This is a genomic window from Arcanobacterium hippocoleae (assembly GCF_031456295.1).
GTDB lineage: Bacteria > Actinomycetota > Actinomycetes > Actinomycetales > Actinomycetaceae > Arcanobacterium_A > Arcanobacterium_A hippocoleae.
In genome coordinates this window covers 91,682-109,827 of the sequence record NZ_JAVDUJ010000001.1, presented here as the reverse complement: position 1 = coordinate 109,827, position 18,146 = coordinate 91,682, and the positions used below count along the sequence as shown (strand labels likewise).

At 47.1% G+C, this 18,146-nt stretch carries 17 protein-coding genes and 3 tRNA genes; 6 read left to right on the top strand and 14 right to left on the bottom strand.

Annotated features, from left to right (window positions below; genetic code table 11):
- Positions 1-25: 25 nt before the first annotated feature.
- A complete protein-coding gene (locus J2S36_RS00570; protein ID WP_309954507.1) occupies positions 26-793 on the bottom strand; it encodes an ABC transporter ATP-binding protein in 768 nt (255 codons plus the stop codon).
- Positions 794-807: 14 nt separating this feature from the next.
- On the bottom strand, positions 808-1,608 hold the full coding sequence (locus tag J2S36_RS00565) for an ABC transporter permease (protein WP_309954505.1): 801 nt from the start codon (positions 1,606-1,608) through the stop codon (positions 808-810).
- 216 nt (positions 1,609-1,824) lie between these two features.
- Between J2S36_RS00565 and J2S36_RS00560 the strand changes: the two genes are divergently transcribed.
- From J2S36_RS00560 to J2S36_RS00545, 4 genes are all read left to right on the top strand, one after another.
- Positions 1,825-2,928, top strand: a complete 1,104-nt coding sequence (locus tag J2S36_RS00560; protein WP_309954503.1) for a glycosyltransferase family 2 protein — start codon at positions 1,825-1,827, stop codon at positions 2,926-2,928.
- A gap of 116 nt (positions 2,929-3,044) precedes the next feature.
- A complete protein-coding gene (gene glf, locus J2S36_RS00555; protein ID WP_309954501.1) occupies positions 3,045-4,139 on the top strand; it encodes a UDP-galactopyranose mutase in 1,095 nt (364 codons plus the stop codon).
- A 359-nt stretch (positions 4,140-4,498) separates the two neighbouring features.
- Positions 4,499-5,500 (top strand): glycosyltransferase, encoded by a 1,002-nt coding sequence (locus J2S36_RS00550; protein WP_309954499.1) that lies wholly within the window; start codon positions 4,499-4,501, stop codon positions 5,498-5,500.
- On the top strand, positions 5,497-6,342 hold the full coding sequence (locus J2S36_RS00545; protein WP_309954497.1) for a glycosyltransferase: 846 nt from the start codon (positions 5,497-5,499) through the stop codon (positions 6,340-6,342). The genes J2S36_RS00550 and J2S36_RS00545 overlap by 4 nt, the downstream gene beginning before the upstream one ends.
- Positions 6,343-6,405: 63 nt before the next feature.
- On the opposite strand, the gene J2S36_RS00540 is transcribed toward J2S36_RS00545, so the two are convergent.
- Positions 6,406-7,059 carry an HAD family hydrolase gene (locus J2S36_RS00540; protein ID WP_309954495.1) on the bottom strand — a complete coding sequence of 218 codons (654 nt, stop codon included), beginning with the start codon at positions 7,057-7,059 and terminating at the stop codon, positions 6,406-6,408.
- A 393-nt stretch (positions 7,060-7,452) separates the two neighbouring features.
- On the opposite strand from J2S36_RS00540, the gene J2S36_RS00535 reads away from it, so the two are divergent.
- Positions 7,453-8,886: an alanine/glycine:cation symporter family protein gene (locus J2S36_RS00535; RefSeq protein WP_309954492.1), complete on the top strand. Its 1,434-nt coding sequence runs from the start codon at positions 7,453-7,455 to the stop codon at positions 8,884-8,886.
- A 261-nt stretch (positions 8,887-9,147) separates the two neighbouring features.
- Here J2S36_RS00535 and J2S36_RS00530 read toward each other — a convergent pair whose 3' ends face one another.
- The 8 genes from J2S36_RS00530 to J2S36_RS00495 all read right to left on the bottom strand — a co-directional run bounded on the left by J2S36_RS00530 (position 9,148) and on the right by J2S36_RS00495 (position 15,105).
- Complete coding sequence (locus J2S36_RS00530; protein WP_309954491.1) at positions 9,148-10,203, bottom strand: adenosine deaminase; 1,056 nt, start codon at positions 10,201-10,203, stop codon at positions 9,148-9,150.
- A gap of 443 nt (positions 10,204-10,646) precedes the next feature.
- Positions 10,647-10,719: transfer RNA gene (locus tag J2S36_RS00525), tRNA-Glu, on the bottom strand.
- 45 nt (positions 10,720-10,764) lie between these two features.
- A tRNA-Gln gene (locus J2S36_RS00520) sits at positions 10,765-10,836 on the bottom strand.
- Positions 10,837-11,289: 453 nt separating this feature from the next.
- On the bottom strand, positions 11,290-12,801 hold the full coding sequence (gene gltX, locus J2S36_RS00515; protein ID WP_309954489.1) for a glutamate--tRNA ligase: 1,512 nt from the start codon (positions 12,799-12,801) through the stop codon (positions 11,290-11,292).
- 12 nt (positions 12,802-12,813) lie between these two features.
- Positions 12,814-13,563 (bottom strand): fumarylacetoacetate hydrolase family protein, encoded by a 750-nt coding sequence (locus J2S36_RS00510; RefSeq protein WP_309954486.1) that lies wholly within the window; start codon positions 13,561-13,563, stop codon positions 12,814-12,816.
- Between the two features lie 436 nt (positions 13,564-13,999).
- Positions 14,000-14,084, bottom strand: a tRNA-Leu gene (locus J2S36_RS00505).
- Positions 14,085-14,220: 136 nt separating this feature from the next.
- Positions 14,221-14,718, bottom strand: a complete 498-nt coding sequence (locus J2S36_RS00500) for a peroxiredoxin (RefSeq protein ID WP_309954485.1) — start codon at positions 14,716-14,718, stop codon at positions 14,221-14,223.
- A gap of 54 nt (positions 14,719-14,772) precedes the next feature.
- Positions 14,773-15,105, bottom strand: coding sequence for a hypothetical protein (locus J2S36_RS00495; protein ID WP_309954483.1), 333 nt, complete (start codon positions 15,103-15,105; stop codon positions 14,773-14,775).
- Positions 15,106-15,225: 120 nt separating this feature from the next.
- On the opposite strand from J2S36_RS00495, the gene J2S36_RS00490 reads away from it, so the two are divergent.
- Positions 15,226-15,771, top strand: coding sequence for a DUF4916 domain-containing protein (locus tag J2S36_RS00490; RefSeq protein ID WP_309954482.1), 546 nt, complete (start codon positions 15,226-15,228; stop codon positions 15,769-15,771).
- A gap of 24 nt (positions 15,772-15,795) precedes the next feature.
- Here J2S36_RS00490 and rdgB read toward each other — a convergent pair whose 3' ends face one another.
- The 3 genes from rdgB to J2S36_RS00475 all read right to left on the bottom strand — a co-directional run bounded on the left by rdgB (position 15,796) and on the right by J2S36_RS00475 (position 18,122).
- Positions 15,796-16,413, bottom strand: a complete 618-nt coding sequence (rdgB, locus tag J2S36_RS00485) for an RdgB/HAM1 family non-canonical purine NTP pyrophosphatase (RefSeq protein ID WP_309954480.1) — start codon at positions 16,411-16,413, stop codon at positions 15,796-15,798.
- A gap of 106 nt (positions 16,414-16,519) precedes the next feature.
- The gene (rph, locus tag J2S36_RS00480; RefSeq protein ID WP_309954479.1) at positions 16,520-17,251 is read right to left on the bottom strand and encodes a ribonuclease PH; all 732 of its coding nucleotides are present in this window, start codon (positions 17,249-17,251) and stop codon (positions 16,520-16,522) included.
- 73 nt (positions 17,252-17,324) lie between these two features.
- Complete coding sequence (locus J2S36_RS00475; protein WP_309954476.1) at positions 17,325-18,122, bottom strand: MBL fold metallo-hydrolase; 798 nt, start codon at positions 18,120-18,122, stop codon at positions 17,325-17,327.
- Positions 18,123-18,146 lie beyond the last annotated feature (24 nt).

Here is an 18,146-nt window from a genome sequence, read left to right as displayed (position 1 = left end):
GAAACTGCTGAGAACCAAAACTGAATTAGAATTGATTTTTATAGCTTTCGCAAACTTCTGCCACAGGTGCATCCATCCGCATTTCGCCTTTTTCAATCCAGATTGCACGGTCGCAAATCCGCTCCACCTGCTCCATCGAGTGCGAGACGAAAAGAACTGTAACATCACCATTCTCGATAAAATGTTGTATTCTTTCCTCACACTTTCGCTGGAAGAATACATCACCAACTGAAAGTGTTTCATCGACAATCAGAATATCCGGCTCAGTAATCGTCGCCACTGCAAAAGCAATCCGCGCCACCATGCCTGAAGAATAATTCTTCAACGGCATATCTACGAAATCATGCAATTCCGCAAAATCAATGATCTCGTCAAAATGTTCGTCAATAAACTCACGGGAATACCCGAGCAATGCGCCGTTGAGATAAACATTTTCCCGCGCAGTAAGCTCGAAATCAAAACCCGCACCAAGCTCAATCAGCGGAGAAATATTGCCGCCGACACGCACTGTACCTTCACTCGGCTCAAGCACACCGGCAATAATTTTCAGCATTGTAGATTTACCAGAACCATTAGTACCGACCAAGCCGACCACTTCGCCGCGTTTTATCTGAAACGAAATATTCTTCAATGCTTTGAATTCTTTGAAGAAAAGCTCACGTTTCATCAACTTGATAAAGTATTCCTTCAAATTATGCATATTCTCCGATGCCATGTTGAAAATCATCGTAACATCGTCAACAACAATCGAATACTCTCCTTGCTGCTTTGCAGGAAGTGAAATATAAGCCATTAAATCTCCAATAATCAGATGTATAAGATGAACTTATGTTCAGATAGTTTGAAAGTAATCATGCCAAATACTATTGCAGCTGCCGCCCAACCGGTACATGCAAGCAGCACCGCAGCACTTGGACTTTGCTGGTATAAGAAAATATCTCTCATAAACATCACGAAAGAGTACATCGGATTCGCTTTCATGATAAGTTGCAGAGTCGGGCTCATCCCCTGAATCATATCAAAGCTCCAAAACAGCGGAGTGGCATAAGTCCAGGCCGTAATAAAAACACCCCACAAATGCTGGATATCACGGAAGAACACATCACCAGCTGCCAGCGCCAGCCCGACACCGGCATTAAAAATAGAGAGCAGCAGCAAACAAACCGGCAGCCAAACAATATGCCATGTGGGAATAATTTGGAACCACAGCATTACCAGCGCAACAGCAATTAGCGAAAAAGATAAATTCACCAATCCAAAGAGAATCTTTTGCACCGGAAATACCCAGCGATGAATCCGCACCTTTTTCAGCAGCGATGACGCGCCAACAATTGATGTCAACGCCCCCGAAGTTGACTCCGACATGAACTGGAAAGTGACAATACCCAGAATCAGATAAAGCGGATAGTTTGGAATACTGCCGGTACGTGCCACAGCAAACATCGTCGAAAAAACGATTGCCATCACAATCATCATCAGCAGCGGATTCAACACCGACCAGACAATTCCCAATAAGCTGCGTCGATATTTAATTTTGAAGTCTTTTGAGACCAGCTGCTGCAAGATATAAATATCTTTTTTCAGCGCAATATGCATAAAAACCGCCATTCTTCGCGCTACTCTAGTTTCTGCATCTGTAAATCAGTGCTGCAGGCTTCTCCTATTTTCGAATCGCCCTAAACAACTAGGCTATAATACCACACAGATTACTCCGGGAAGTGCAATAGTAAGCTCCTCACATTGCGGGCGCAGCTGCGCTAAACTGGCTCTAATACTAAATTCTGACAGCGGCAATTTCCAACACTTTAACCATAAGGAATAAGAATGACAGATTTTCCTCCACTAGTATCCGTGATTGTCCCCTGTTATAACGCTGAAAAATACCTCAAAGAATGCATTGACTCAATACTTTCGCAAACACTTCCGAATATCGAAATAATTTGCATTAACGACGGATCCACTGACACAACCAGCGAAATCCTTGAAACCTATGCGGAAAAAGATTCGAGAATCACCGTCATTAACAAAGAAAATTCCGGATACGGCGCTTCAATGAACCGCGGTTTAGACACCGCAAAAGGAAAATATATTGCAATCCTTGAGTCCGATGATTTCATGGATCCAAATACGCTCGCTGTGCTTACCGGTAACGCCGAAAAAACACAGACACCCGTCGTTAAATCCAATTTCTACTTCTACTGGAGTTCGCCAAAACTATCCAATCGGTGCAATTATTTAATTCGAAAAAATACGCCGCAGATTATTAAACCTCTTGAATATCCGGCACTATTTTGGTACATGCCATCGATTTGGTCGGCAATTTACCGACGCGATTTTCTGGTTAAACACGAAATTCGTTTCCTCGAAACACCCGGAGCAAGCTACCAAGACGTATCTTTCACATTTAAGGTCTGGGCATGCGCGGAAAAAGTCAGCCTGCTGCCGAATGCTTTTGTTCACTACCGCCAAGACAACGAAAACTCATCAATTCATTCCGCTGGAAAAGTGTTTGCCGTCGCGAAAGAATTCGCAGAAATTGAACGCTTTATTGCCGGATTCGGACCCGCAACCCCGAAACACAAAAAACTTAAAACATACGAAACCCGCTTGAAATGGGATAGCTACATCTGGAATTATTGGCGGCTGACACCCGCAGGAAGAAAAGATTTCTTTCCGCACTTCCAGCACACATTCAAAGCCGAATTCAGCGCCGGAAATATTAACCCGCAGTATTTCTTCCCGTGGAGCAAAAAAGATTTAAATTTACTTCTCAAGCACCCGAAAACTTTCCAAAACCGCACTGCCGACCAGTACTCCGGAAAAACCCGACACTTTTGGAAACTGCTTGCCTGTATCACCGAAAACCGTATCAGCCCGCAAAAATGGGCGCAGACAAGAAAACAAGTCTGCGGAAACTGGCAGCAATAAAATTCCACACCCGTCTGCAGCCATAACCCAAACGGGTGAAATATAAAATATGATTGCACCATAACACTGAACCAGTTGAAACCACTGAACCAGTTGAGCTCAAACAGAAGGACAAAATGAAACACTACGATATCGCGATCGCTGGAAGCGGACTCTTTGGCGCAGTAATCGCATTCGAAGCAGCAAAGCTCGGCAAGTCCGTACTCGTAGTCGAACGGCGCGACCATATCGGCGGTAACTGCTACACCGAGAAAATAGCCGACATTAACGTGCACAAGTACGGAGCGCATATTTTCCGCACCAGCGACAAAGAAATCTGGGATTATATGCACCAATTCTGCGAATTTAACAACTTTGTAAACTCCCCGGTGGCAAACTATCACGGCGAACTGCTGAACATGCCATTCAACATGAACACCTACTATCAGCTTTGGGGTGTGAAAACTCCGGCAGAAGCCCGGGAAAAAATTGCCTCGCAATGTATTCCATGCGCGGATCCGAAAAATCTCAAAGAACACATCCTCTCGATTGCCGGCAAAGACATCTTCGAAAAACTGGTGGAAGGATACACCGAAAAGCAATGGGGAATGTCTTGTGAAGAACTTCCCCCGTCGGTAATGCGCCGGATTCCGCTGCGTTTCACATTCGACAACAACTACTTCCGCGACCCGTATCAAGGGATTCCAATCGGCGGTTACACGCAGATTTTTGAAAAAATGCTTGCTGCTGCCGATGTCCGCACTGGTGTCGACTATCTGAAGCAGAAAGAAGAAATTGATGCTGCTGCCGATATGGTGATTTATACCGGCCCAATCGATGAATACTACGATTTCTGCTACGGTGAACTACGCTACCGCTCACTGCGCTTCGAACATGAAATATTCGATACCAATAACAAACAAGGCGTAGCGGTAATGAATTACACCGACACACAAACACCATACACCCGCACAATTGAACATAAACACTTCGAATTCGGCACCCAGCCAAAAACAGTAGTCTCAAAAGAATACTCACAATCCTGGCATCGCGGAATCGAACCTTATTATCCGCTTGAGAACGCTGACGACCGCGAAAAATACGAGCAATATCGGCAGCGTTCCCTCGCAGAAGAAAAGGTCAAATTCGGCGGGAGGCTGGCTGAATACCGGTATTATGGAATGGAAGACACAATCCGTTCGGCACTTTCAAAAGCAAAGCTCTGGCTCTGATACTGCCGAAACTTGAAATGTTTCCGTGGCACAGAATTAATGAGTTTCGGGATTTCGCGGTGAAGTGTTTTCGAAATTTTTAGTGAAGTGTTTTCGGATTTTTTGGGGAGGGGCAGGATTAAGAACTTTCGAGATTCAGGAGTCTTATCGCCTTGAAATCGAATCCTGTATCCCTGAACCCATCCCTTAAGCCGATAAGCCCTGAGCCTGACCCTGAAAACCTAATCCGCGATAAGCCGGGATTTAAATCCGGATCCGCGGTCAGCTGCAGCCCTTGCAGTGCCAGATTCTTAAAGTGCCAAATCCTTTCCCCGTCGTTAACTATTCTCCTCCAAAATCATCAATAAGGTTCCCGCAATATGAACAAAAAAGTCGTCGCCGTCGTGGTCGCATGGAATCGTGCCGAACTTTTAGCGAAAATGCTTGACCGGTTAGCCCGCCAAACTCGGGCACTTGATGGTGTGGTAGTGGTAGACAATGCTTCCACTGACTCCACTCCAACAGTAATCGCAAACGCAAAAGTCGTTACCGAAACAATTACAATGCCGGAAAATCTCGGCGGAGCCGGCGGATTCACAGCTGGAATTGCCCGCGCAATCAGCATTGGAGCAGACTACGTGTGGATAATGGACGACGACACCCTCCCGCATCTCAACACGCTCGAAACGCTGCTCACTCAGTGGCAGAAACTTGCAGCACTCCCGGCAGTAAAAACTGCAAAAAACTCTGAACTCGGATTACTTGCCTGCCGTGCAGATTGGATCGACGGACGCGAACACCCAATGAACAAACCGCGCCTAATGCCATTCGCCCCCGCCGATCTCGTGATCCAAGCTAAAGATTTACACTCATACCCTATCCGGACATGCTCATTCGTAGGTCCATTGCTTAGTGCAGACGCAATTCGCGAAGTTGGTCTGCCGATAGCTGATTATTTTTTATGGAATGACGATTTTGAGTACACAGCAAGAATTTTGCGCAAACGCATCGGCTTCTACATCGATTCAGCCCGCGTAGAGCATCGCACTAAAACTTTCGGTAACTCTGCAACTTCACCTAACAAACGATTCTTCAACGAAGTGCGAAATAAACTTTGGATGTATCGCTTTTCAAATTCACTTACACTATTTGAAAAAATTCTCTACGGAGGAAAGACGACACTACGCTGGCTAAAACTTCTCATCACAGCGCCAGATCGTAAGGATTTAGCTAAATATTTCCTGCAAGGATGTAAATCAGCATTACAACGCCCACAAACCAACCTACATCTGTTTGAGCATACTCCAGCTTTCATTGATGTTCTCAATTTTGAAAAACAAGTATGGGAAAACAATAATACTCGGAATTGGAAGATTAAATGACAAAGTTTTCCGTACTCTTACCGGTCTATATCGCGGATAAGCCAGAGTTTTTCATCCGTGCAATTCGTTCAGCAACGATTGAGCAAACACTTCCCCCAACACAGATTGTCGTAGTCTGTGATGGTCCAGTTCATCCTGATATACAAAATTTCCTACGAAAAGCCAGCTCCGATGAAAGTACTGAATTAATTGGAAAAACACAACTTACTGTAATTAAAACTCCACAAAATCGGGGCTTATCTCATGCACTAAATCTGGGACTCGCTGCATGCAAATACGACACTGTAGCACGTGCTGATGCTGACGATATCTCACTTCCAAACCGTTTTGAGAAACAAATTCCATATTTTAAAAAGGGATACGATCTCGTAGGATCAGCTCTTACCGAATTCAACATTGACGAATCACTGCCCGGATTAATTCGGAAAATGCCTCAAACAGCAAGCGAAATAAAAAAAGTCGCACGTCTCCGTGATCCCTTTAATCATCCCACTGTCGTCTATCGCGCAAGCAAAGTATTAGCGTGCGGAGGATATGAGCATGTGAACCACATGGAAGATTACTGGCTCTTTGCACGTATGATTCAGATGGGAGTTAGATGCGCAAATATTCCTGAGTCATTGGTACTTTATCGAGTTGGTGACGGAGCATATTGCCGAAGAGGCGGTTTAACGCTATTCAGATCTGAATATACTTTACAACGCAAACTTCGCTCAATTGGATTGACTTCAAATCTAGATTTTTTCCGCAATATTGCTATACGGTGCGGATATAGATTAATACCCAGCTCATTACGTAAATCAATATATCAATTTATTGGCAGAGCAAAATGGTTTAGGTAAATACGTAAATCTGCAGATCGACATATTTACCTGCCATTCTTTAGGGCTCTGGGAATGCATCCGCTACCCGAGCATCTTTTCTGGGATCTCGCTTGGATATTTTTCCCAATAAAGATCAGCTTCTAGTTCAAGCTGGTGTGCCATTGCTGCACTAAGCTCATCTGCTATGCCAACGGTACGAAACCCGAAAGGTTTCACCACTCGTACAGCGTAAAGCGCATCTTCAAATACCCAAGTATGGATCGGATCAGCTCCCATCAGTTCCGCAGCTTGCATAAACATAGTTGGCTGCCGTTTATCGATTCCCGTCTGTGCTGCACCAAATATTTTCGTAAAGCAATCCCGGATTCCTGCTCGCTCCAGCGCAGCAGAAATCAGCGGTGCAGATCCCGAGGAGACGATACACATCGGAATTTCAGATTGTGCCAGTTGCTTTACAAATTCCACGGCTCCGAGCTTAAATGGCGCTTCCTCCCGATAACTACGCTCTACTTCCTTGTAAATCCCGTTCACTATCTCCTCCGCCCCAAGCTGAATTGAGAATTTTTCCCGAATCAGCTCAGCAGTTTCCAATACTGTCATTTCAAAGAAGCGCTTTCCCAGCTGTGGATCAACTTCTACTCCGAGCCGTGCCAGATAATTGGCACCTGCATTGCTCCAAACTGGCATCGTGTCGATCAACGTGCCGTCCATATCAAAAATTGCTGCTTTTATCACGGGCAAATCCTATCTTTCGCAAATTGAATCATTACCTCACCTAAACTTAGCATTACTCGAAACGAAAGCCCTTGCGCTGAAGCTAGACTCTTCACATTCCACTTTCTCGGTGCATCTCAAAACGCACACAAGCACTTAAAAACTCAACACACCAAACACCCTTTACCATCTCTTTACTTTACAGCGTGACAATCCTTACGTTAAATATATTTGGAATCACACCGCCAAACACCGCAAAATAAAGAGCAGCGGAACTTATCTTCGATAATTTCGAGCAGAATCCACGAAATCGGAATATCTCCTATCCTCCCAAAGCTCAACTGCTCCGCCTGGCGAAATAAGTTCCAAACCACGCATTTAATACATCCATAAAATAAAAGTAAAGGATTGGTCATGGACGCACTAACTGCCTGGCTTAGCAGCATCAACGATTGGATTTACGGCTGGTTCCTGATCAGTCTCCTTGTCGGCGCTGGATCATACTTCACAATCCGCTCTCGCGGTCTGCAATTTCGGCATTTCGGACGGATGTTTGGAGTACTCAAAGGATCACGCCGCTCAGCTGACCACGACGGTGGAATTTCCGCTTTCCAAGCATTCGCAGTAGGGCTGGCAGCACGCGTCGGTACCGGCAATATTGCCGGCGTCGCAGTAGCAATCACCACTGGCGGTGCAGGTTCAATCTTCTGGATGTGGCTCGTAGCAATCATTGGAATGGCAACCGCATTCATCGAAGCAGTTCTGGCGCAAATCTTCAAAATGCCATGGCGCGACGGTACATTCCGTGGCGGTCCGGCTTTCTACATTTGGCGCGGCTTAAAATCGTGGAAGTGGGGTGCAGCTTTTGCCGTCGCACTCCTCTTCACCTACGGTATCGCCTTTGAAATGGTGCAAGCAAACACGGTTGCCGTCACCGTTGAACAATACTATTCCGTGCCAATTTGGCTCACCGCACTGATCATCACCGCCTTTGCTGCTGTAGCGATTTTCGGTGGCGTCCGGTCTGTAGCAAAAGTAACCGAATGGATGGCACCAGGGATGGCAGTACTCTACGTAGCTATCTCGCTCCTCGTACTTGCAGTAAACTACGACCAAATTGGTACTGTGTTTAGCACGATCTTCGCGTCCGCATTCGGTTTCCAGCAAGCCGCAAGCGGTATCACCGGCGGTATTATTGCAGCTCTGCTAAACGGCGTGAAACGTGGTCTCTATTCAAACGAAGCTGGCATGGGTTCGGCGCCAAATGCAGCTTCTACTGCCACCACAATCCATCCGGTACGCCAGGGATTGATCCAAAGTTTTGGTGTTTTTGTAGATACTGTAGTGGTTTGCACCGCAACGGCATTCATCATTCTTTCCTCAGGTGTCTACCAAGAAGGGCAGGAAGTCGAAAGCTCTACCCTCACCGCAGCATCGGCCGTAAATTCTCTTGGCAGCTGGGTTTTACCAATCATGGTAGCCCTGATCGTAGTTTTCGCATTCTCCACAATTATCGGTAACTACGCCTATGCTGAAGTTAATCTTGATTACCTCACCGCAAATAAGACGGCACTTTTCGTCCTGAAAATAATCACCCTCGGATCGATTTTCGTCGGCGCACTCGCAGAAATCAAATTCGTTTGGACTTTTGCCGATACCTCAATGTTCTTCATGACGGCGATCAACCTCGTCGCGATCCTCCTGCTCGGCAAATGGGCTTTTGGCGCATTGAAGGATTTTGAAGCAAACCCAGAAGGTCATTTTGTGGCGAAAGACAACCCGTATCTACCCGGAAAACTTGAAAGCGAGATTTGGACGGAAGAAGGCGTAGCTGGAGCAAGTAAATAACATTCAGCATGCACCCGAAAGTTTCGCTACACAAGCAATGAAACTTCTTTCGACCTCTCTTTAATCTATCCCCGTTGGGCTGTGTGAGCTTACTTGCTTCCACAGCCCAACGGCTTTATGCCGAACTATCGAATTAATATCCCGCTTCCGGAAACATTTTCGCTTCTATTAATTTCACGCGTAGAAATTAAGATTACTCCCGCTCCATCTAAAACCTATCCCACGCCGCTCTTTTCAGCACCCCACCTTTTAGGTGATTATTCAGCAATCAGTAAAAGCAGCAAATGCAGGCTGAATTACATCTCGAATCAACTCAGCTTTCAACGCTTCCGCACAAAATGCACTTTCCATTGCCGCTACAGTAACTTCCTCAATTCGTAGTAAATCCCACTGAAACGCATCATGCAAAAGCAGCAACTCACGAGTAAGCGAAGTACGGCTCATCAGACGATTATCACAATTGATCCCAACCCTGAACCCGGCACTTACCAGCCGATCAACTGGATGCTCGAAAATACTGGAAGCAATTCCCGTCTGCAGATTTGATGTGGGGCATACTTCCAGCAAAATATCACGGTCAAGGATTTGCCTGCGCGTACTACCAGGCAAAGGTGACCCGTCTTCGATAATCCGCACCCCATGCCCGATTCTCTCTGCCCCACAGTTGATCGCATCCTGGATCGATTCAGGCCCATAACCTTCGCCAGCATGGATTGTGATATGGCAACCAGACTTTCGCAACAAATCAGTAGACTCACGAAATACAGTCGCACGATAGCCAGCTTCCGGGCCGGCAATATCGTATCCAACTACGCCCAAATCAGCACAATCAATCACCAACTGTGCCGTTTGCGTACTTGGCGGATGATGCCGCAGCGCAGTAAGGATCTGCCGCACATGAATCACGTGACCAGCAGCCGCCATTGCCCGCATCCCCTCTTGTAAGCCTTCCCAGACGGCCGCAACCGCCTCACGCGGCTCCATATTGTGCAGATGCAGCTCTGGCGCCCAACGAACCTCTGCATACACCACGCCGTCCGCAACTAAATCTTCCACACACTCATATGCAATACGGCGCAATGCTTGCGGACTTTGCATCAAGGCTACAGTGATCTGAAATGTTTCCAAATATCGCGGAAGGGATCCAGAATTTGCTGCATCATAAAACCATTGTGATAACCCACTTGGATCATCTGCTGGCAGCACAAGGTCAATCTCCCTAGCCAACTCAAGCACTGTTTGCACGCGCAGACCCCCATCAAGATGGTCGTGCAAAACGACTTTCGGTAAACTGCGCACTAGATCAGAATCAAGCATCTCAACCCTTTTCCCTTTTGAAGCGAAATATTCTTTTCTGCAAAGATAACCTTTACGAGATAAAACAGATTGGTCTGCCAGACTTAATTTTGACTCTTGAAATACTTCCGAAACTAGTTATAATGCGCGGAATGAAAAATACGAATTGAAATACAAAAAGGTTGACCTCTCTGCCAGTATTATTCTTATTCTTGGTCTTGCAGCAGCACTGAGCACTCTTACAGGACTCGCGATTGCGCTATCCTCGCTGCGAGCTACACATAGCTCTTCAATATTTTTCTCACTCTTAATGACGGTCAGCACCCTGACGGAAAGCTGCCAGCAGAACGCAGAAAGCCGTCCAAAATAATCGCAAAACCATTCTAGATCTTGATTTCTGACGAGTTAAGATCAGTTGCAATACGAAAGCTGGCTCAGAACTTTCCTGAGCCAGCTTAATTTCGTACCCCGTACCGGATTTGAACCGGTGTTACCGCCGTGAGAGGGCGACGTCCTAGGCCGCTAGACGAACGGGGCAGATATTCAATTTTGAAGTGATACTAGCAAACTAGCTCCGCTTCGCTGGGGTACCAGGACTCGAACCTAGACTAAATGAACCAGAATCACTCGTGCTGCCAATTACACCATACCCCACGGTGAATTACCAAACTGTAAAACACAATTTCGCAACAATCAAACATATTACTTAAGTTCGCCCACAACTAACAAATTGAATACGAGTGACTACCCTCACACATGTGTAAATAGTTGATATTTAGAGCAAACTACACACTACTTTGCCAAAGGTTTCATCTTCATTCCGCCCAGCCCAGAGCGACGATCGCCAGTTGCCGTCAACACTGAGAGAACAGCCCCCCCCATAAAAGCTTACCGTCTGGATTTCCAAACTGCGCATCACTAACGATAACGCCAGAGCAGACATAACCCCGCCCACAAGGAATACAAAAATCTCCCCGGAAGCAGAGCCAATTTAGCCGCATAACTTCCGAGGAGAATTTCAAAATAGGACGGAACCAGCTTCCCTAAAGCATCCTTGAGAAAATCCGCTCTCGAAATAAAAACAGTTATTTACAAAAGCGAAGCAGCTCAAAGCGTCTCACGGAAACGCTGCAGACGCCGAATCGTTTCATCCCGACCAAGAATCGCAATCGAATCAATCACTGGCAGCGACACATTCGTACCCGTCATTGCCACAAAAAGCGGAGCATATGCAAAACGCGGCTTAATTTCCATCCCCTGCACGATCTCCTGATCAAATCTAGCCTTCACCGCTTCAGCAGTGAAATCCGTGGCAGGAATCTGCCCAAATACCTCGACCGTGCGATCAAGCACAGCAGGCGTAGTATCCTTCAACTTCGCCACTGCCTTCTCATTGTATTCAATCTCATCAGCAGCAATAAACAAGAATTTCATCAATGCCGGAGCTTCACCGAGTAATTGGATCCGCGTCTGCACAAGCGGCGCAGCAAGATCCAGCTTCCGCTGAGTATCGGCATCAGCAGCATCATAGGAAGCAGCTTCAAAAGCCCCACTGCGCTGCAAGAACGGTACTAAACGCCGCTTCAAATCAGCTACATCAAGCATCCGAATATGTTCAGCATTGATAGCGACGCACTTCTTATCATCGAAACGTGCCGGATTTGGATTAACATCAGCCACATCAAATGCTTCAGCCAACTCTTCACGCGAGAAAATATCGCGATCAGGCGCAATCGACCATCCCAGCAAAGCAAGATAGTTCAACAAACCTTCAGGGATCATGCCACGATCACGATGCAAAAGCAGATTCGATTCCGGATCACGCTTTGAAAGCTTTTTATTTCCTTCCCCCATCACATAAGGAAGATGCCCAAACACTGGCATCTGCTTCGCGATCCCCAACTCAATCAAAGCCCGATACAACACCACCTGGCGCGGTGTGGAAGAAAGCAGATCCTCTCCACGAAGCACCGTATTAATATTCATTAGTGCGTCATCCACAGGATTGGTCAAAGTGTAAAGCGGATCACCATTTGCACGCACGATCACATAATCAGGTACCGAACCAGCCTTAAACGTGATCTCACCACGCACCAAATCTGTAAATGTCACATCTTCATCTGGCATCCGGATCCGCAATACCGGCTGACGGCCTTCCGCACGGTACGCGGCTTTCTGCGCTTCAGAAAGATCACGATCAAAACCATCGTAACCCAGCTTTGGATCCTCACCCTTAGCCAAATGCCGTGCTTCAACTTCTTCTGGCGTGGAGAACGATTCGTAAGCATATCCAGCAGCAAGCAGCTTTTGAGCCACATCGGCATAAATTTCCATTCGCTGCGATTGGCGGTACGGCCCGTCAGGCCCGCCCACCTCGGCTCCTTCATCCCAATCAAGACCAAGCCAATTCAATGAATCAATAATTTGCTCATACGATTCCTGGGAATCCCGAGCAGCATCCGTATCTTCGATTCGGAAAACGAAAGTACCGCCAGTATGCCGTGCGTAAGCCCAGTTGAAAAGGCAGGTACGCACCATTCCCACATGCGGGGTACCAGTTGGAGAAGGACAAAAACGTACGCGGACATCCTTGCCCGCAGGAATATTCATAGTGTTCATAGCGCCTCAATTCTACTTCAATACTGGATTTCGCAGTACACCAAGTGCAGTATTTTCAAACACGATTTCATCACCATCTTGCACGCGAAGTTTTTCACCAAGCGCACCCGTAAGAATAATATCCCCTGGAAGCAAGGTAGCAACCTGTGATGCGAAAGCAATTCGCCGTGCAAGAGACTGCAAATCAAAATGGATCACTCCATCATAGCCATTCTCACCAGCATCGAAAGCAAACGCGAATTCACCGCTCGGCAGCCCCGTTTCCAAAATCGGCCCAGACGGACACGACGTGTCGAAACCGAACGCTTGCACCGGATCTTGCGCTGCAAGCTCTGGCACACTCACATCCGTCACAAGCAGATAACCAAAGATCACATCTGCAGCCATACTCTCAGGCACATCCTTACACAGACGTGACACCACCAGCCCAAGTTGCGGCGTAACACTAAGCCCCTGCCCCTTCGCCCAATTTGGCATACTAACTGGCACATCAGTGCCAACAACAGAAGTGTTTGGCTTAAAATAAGCACCAAAACCACTTTCTGTAAGATCTGATTCAGAAAAAGCACTTTGAAAACCGATGACCTTCGAACGCGGCAACATCGGAGCTACAAAATGTGCTTCAGACGGCGCAATCACCTGCCCTGACTGCTCAAATCCAGAATAGAGCGGATCTGCGTTAAGCAGATGGTAGCGGCCAGTTTCTTCGTTTAACACGCCGAACCTTGCGCCGTCATTTATTGAAAAACGTGCAATCTTCATAGCTTCAAGCATAGGCGAGAAAAACAAATTCAGCCAAAGAGCAGAAGGAGGAGCAAAACACTCCTCCCATTTCAGAAAACTACCCTGGACGATTTCAGACCAACGTGGTGAACTCAGATTCAAAAGTACACGATTGGATCTTCAAGAAACACACTATTAAAAGCGAAAATTAAATTTTTTCCTCAGCACTAACCGAAAAAATAGGGCGATAAAACAAATTATGCACCACTGCGTCGCCCTCACTAATAAGAAAGCCCGAACACCACCACAACGGTGCCTTCAAGAATTTACTCCGCAAATTCTTGAGCACAATTTCGTCGAGATTTAATCTCACCACACAAAGTGCTAATAATTTTGCCCCGCAAAATTATGCACCACTGCGTCGCCCTCACTAATAAGAAAGCCCGAACGGCTTTCTCACCGTTCAGGCTCCTTGTGGTGCGCGAGGGGGGACTTGAACCCCCACGCCCGAAGGCACTAGAACCTAAATCTAGCGCGTCTGCCAATTTCGCCACTCGCGCAAGTTGAACTACACCACTAATCAAAGTAGCAAACTCAACTCAATAAGCTTAACGAGTCAGGCAACTTTTTCCAAATCAAACATTTTACATAGCTAACTAGTTAAAGAAATACGATCCAGTATCCACGCCAGCCCCACTATCCCTGGCGAAAACGCTCACCATCAATCCCTAATTCACGCCGTAACCGCGCAACATGCCCAGTAGCTTTCACGTTATATTTCACAAGCGCAAACTTTCCATCCCCATCAATCACAAAAGTGGAACGAATCACGCCCTGCACGATCTTCCCGTAATTCTGTTTCTCCCCAAAAGCGCCCCACGCCGTCATCACTTCCTTAGACGCATCAGAAGCCAGTGGAAAATTCAGATTATCCCGCTCTACAAACCGCTCCAACTTCTCCAAACTATCCGGAGAAATCCCGATCACCCGATACCCTGCACTGCGTAAAGAATTCTCCGCATCACGAAAATCACAAGCTTCCTTCGTGCACCCAGGAGTCATTGCACGCGGATAAAAATAAACCACCACACCGCGATCAGCTTGCCGAATTTCCTCAGACAATACTACATTTCCACCGCCCACAACCGGCAAAGTAAAATCAGGAGCTACCTGCCCCACTGCAAATCTCGTCATTTCAAATCCCTTCCACGAATAAAAATCTCTGCACCAGCTATTCCCGACCACGCACTATTCCCGACCACGCGCATCAGCTGCAAAAAGTGTCAGATAAAGCTGCAAAGAAAGCAACAACATAAAAAATATGAACCCGATAATCATCGGCGCTATCCCCACCTGCGTCGGCATCAGCAACGATACAGCAAGCGAACCAGCAGCAACCGTCATCGGCTGTTGCTTCACAAATCCGTAGCAAATCACTGCAAAACCGATCCCACCAATCATCAGGAACGCAAAGGTAGCCGGTCTATTTCCCAAGCCGTATAAAGTCAACGAACTCAGGAAAAATACGATGACGGCAAACACCGTATTGATCCACATCATCGGTTTCAAATACTTCTTCACGCTCCAACTCTGCCACAAAGCCTGCGAAAAATCATCGCAAAATCGCTCAGAAATTTCACCAGCCGCCGAAAATCATCAGCCCACTACTACTTCCAGTACTCGTACTGGCAGAATCAAAATATGTCTGAAATCTCCTTCAGTGGACTCCCCACACCAGAAAACTCAGCTTCCTGGCTTTCACCTGAGGAACTAGAATTTGTGCGCAACAAAATGCCGGTTCTCTACGTCGATATCGTGCCAGTAAAACTTGATCCACACGGAGAATTAACAGCCGTCGGACTGCTCCTATGCTCAGACGGAGATGTTCTCCAACGCACTATCCCGCGTGGAAGAGTACTCATGAACGAATCAATCCTTGAAGCACTCCTGCGGCACATCCAAAAAGATCTCGGACCAATGGCATTACCACAACTCCCAGTATCCGCACTCCCCTTCACTATCGGTGAGTATTTTCCAACTCCTGGCGAGCACCTCTATGATCCACGCCAACATGCAGTCTCTTTAGCCTACATTGTGCCAATGGCTGGAGATTGTGCCCCAAATTCAAATGCGATTGAGTTTTCCTGGTTTACCCCAGGCGAAATCCGCAGCGAAAGCCTACAGGCAGAAATCTGCAAAAGCCAAGGTGCCATCCTGAAACGTGCAATGGCATATCTCGGAAATTAAATCAACGCATTGAATGCACTTGCTTTAATTTGCTAACTCACGCCCAATAATTGGGGCAATTTTCGCAAATGCCGCAGCGCGATGTGAAATCTGATTCTTCGCCTCTGCTGAAATCTCAGCAAGAGTCTGCTGCATTCCCAAGGGCTGGAAGATCGGATCGTACCCAAAACCATCTTTGCCAGCACGCTCATACCGCAAAGTACCTTCGATCGTACCCAACTCGGTGAATTCTCTTCCGTCAGGGAAAACCAAAGCCGCGCAACATGTGAAATTAGCCTGCCGATATTGCTGAGGTACATCCGCAAGCTGTGCCAACAGCAAATCCAGATTCGCAGCATCATCTCCATGCGCACCTGCCCAACGAGCTGAAAAAATTCCGGGCGCACCGCCAAGCACATCTACGCAAATCCCCGAATCGTCCGCGAGCGCTGGAATACCCAATGCTCGTGTAATTGCCCGAGCTTTGAGCAAGGCGTTTTGCATAAAGCTAATTCCATCCTCACGCGGCTGCGGCAAATCATAATCTGCCGCACAGCTGATCTGAGTGATATCGATACTGGGCAGATGTGCGTGTAAAATTCGTTGAATCTCCCCGAGTTTATGCCGATTATAAGTTGCAATCACCAATTTTGACGGCTTCATTTGGGAATTCAAAATTACATCCTTACTTTCAATAGCGAAGCTGCAAAATGCAGCAAATCATGCATCTGTGGGCTTGTTAAGCATCTGTTTTCACCGGGCACTATGTTTATTGCGCAAGTGCTGCACGCTGGATTTGCGCCAATTCACGATTGCCTTTTTCGGCATAGTCTAATAGTTTGCCAAGTTCAGCACGCGTAAACGGCTCATGTTCAGCAGTACCTTGCACCTCAATGAAAGCGCCCGTGCCCGTCATTACTACGTTCATATCAGTTTCAGCGCGTACATCTTCTTCATAGGGCAAATCAAGACTAATCTGCCCATCAATCACTCCCACTGAAATTGCCGATACGCTATCGCGCAATACCGGCTTACCTGGGGTTTCTTTGATCAAACCCTGCGCGATCCCCCACTGAACCGCATCATGCAAGGCCACGTATGCGCCGGTAATTGCTGCCGTGCGAGTACCACCGTCGGCTTGGAGGACGTCGCAGTCAAGCACGATCGTATTTTCACCAAGCGCTGCCAGATCAACGATAGTACGCAATGATCGACCAAGCAGCCGAGAGATTTCCTGAGTCCGGCCAGAAAGCTTGCCTTTCACTGATTCGCGCTGATTGCGGGTAGCCGTAGCTCTTGGGAGCATCGAATACTCGCCAGTGACCCATCCCAGCCCGGAATCTTTCCGCCAGCGCGGCACGCCTTCAGTAAAAGATGCGACGCATAATACTTTGGTATTTCCAAATTCGACGAGCACGCTTCCTTCGCCAGTTGCAAGATAGTTGCGAGTAATTTTTACTGGGCGCAATTCATCGTATGCGCGTCCGTCGTTTCGTTTCATTTCATTCCACTTTCTCTCGCATTGATTTCTCGTAACTAAAAATAACTATTTTCTGCAGATCTCGTAAATCAACTTAAATTTCAAACACTGCCCCTGGAGCGGCCAGCGAAATCATACCAGCAAAATTTTGGGCAGCATCATTTCGTGTAATTTCTGGATTCGTCCATGGCTGCAAGTGCGTCAGCACGAGTTCTTTTGCACCGGCTTCATGCGCTACCTGCCCTGCACGCATCCCCGTTAAATGCACTCCCCGAACCGTATCTCGCGATTCCTCAAATGCTGCTTCACAAAGAAATAAGTCTGCACCAGTGGCTGCATCAATCAGCCCTTCACACGAATCCGTATCTCCCGAATAGGTGAACACTACATCATTACCAGGATTGATCCCTGACGGCCCCGTCACGCGAATACTCAAAGCCGGGATCGTGTGTTGAGCGGCAAAAAATTCAAAACGCATCGGGCCGAGAGTCGCACGATCACCAGGTTTTACTGAAATAAATTCAAATTCATTTTGATATGTTTCATCAACTGGATCATCAGCGATCTGCCGCGTGCGCCGCATCCCGTCTTCAGGGCTGAGCACTGGGATTTGAGAAAGTGCTCCTTGCGGATGCCAGCGGCGATACACTTGCATCCCAACGATATCTGCACAATGATCAGCATGCAGATGCGAAAAAATGATGCCGTCAAGCAATGCCGGATCTACATATTTCAGTGATTGCCCCATTGCGCCTGGGCCGAAATCGAGAATTACCGAATATGTGCGCTCAAGTCCGTTACTGTCAGTCCCTGCAGCTTGCAGTAAATATGCGGAGGCTGCAGCTTCCCGTCCAGACATTGATCCGGTACACCCCACGATTGTTAATTTCACGATATCTGCGCCTTCCTAATATTT

What these genes read in the sequence shown, in the direction of transcription:
- J2S36_RS00570 (WP_309954507.1), bottom strand. Translation starts at nt 793, where the DNA reads ATGGCTTATATTTCACTTCCTGCAAAGCAGCAAGGAGAGTATTCGATT.
- J2S36_RS00565 (WP_309954505.1), bottom strand. Translation starts at nt 1,608, where the DNA reads ATGGCGGTTTTTATGCATATTGCGCTGAAAAAAGATATTTATATCTTG.
- J2S36_RS00560 (WP_309954503.1), top strand. Translation starts at nt 1,825, where the DNA reads ATGACAGATTTTCCTCCACTAGTATCCGTGATTGTCCCCTGTTATAAC.
- glf (WP_309954501.1), top strand. Translation starts at nt 3,045, where the DNA reads ATGAAACACTACGATATCGCGATCGCTGGAAGCGGACTCTTTGGCGCA.
- J2S36_RS00550 (WP_309954499.1), top strand. Translation starts at nt 4,499, where the DNA reads ATGAACAAAAAAGTCGTCGCCGTCGTGGTCGCATGGAATCGTGCCGAA.
- J2S36_RS00545 (WP_309954497.1), top strand. Translation starts at nt 5,497, where the DNA reads ATGACAAAGTTTTCCGTACTCTTACCGGTCTATATCGCGGATAAGCCA.
- J2S36_RS00535 (WP_309954492.1), top strand. Translation starts at nt 7,453, where the DNA reads ATGGACGCACTAACTGCCTGGCTTAGCAGCATCAACGATTGGATTTAC.
- J2S36_RS00530 (WP_309954491.1), bottom strand. Translation starts at nt 10,203, where the DNA reads ATGCTTGATTCTGATCTAGTGCGCAGTTTACCGAAAGTCGTTTTGCAC.
- gltX (WP_309954489.1), bottom strand. Translation starts at nt 12,801, where the DNA reads ATGAACACTATGAATATTCCTGCGGGCAAGGATGTCCGCGTACGTTTT.
- J2S36_RS00510 (WP_309954486.1), bottom strand. Translation starts at nt 13,563, where the DNA reads ATGAAGATTGCACGTTTTTCAATAAATGACGGCGCAAGGTTCGGCGTG.
- J2S36_RS00500 (WP_309954485.1), bottom strand. Translation starts at nt 14,718, where the DNA reads ATGACGAGATTTGCAGTGGGGCAGGTAGCTCCTGATTTTACTTTGCCG.
- J2S36_RS00490 (WP_309954482.1), top strand. Translation starts at nt 15,226, where the DNA reads ATGTCTGAAATCTCCTTCAGTGGACTCCCCACACCAGAAAACTCAGCT.
- rdgB (WP_309954480.1), bottom strand. Translation starts at nt 16,413, where the DNA reads ATGAAGCCGTCAAAATTGGTGATTGCAACTTATAATCGGCATAAACTC.
- rph (WP_309954479.1), bottom strand. Translation starts at nt 17,251, where the DNA reads ATGAAACGAAACGACGGACGCGCATACGATGAATTGCGCCCAGTAAAA.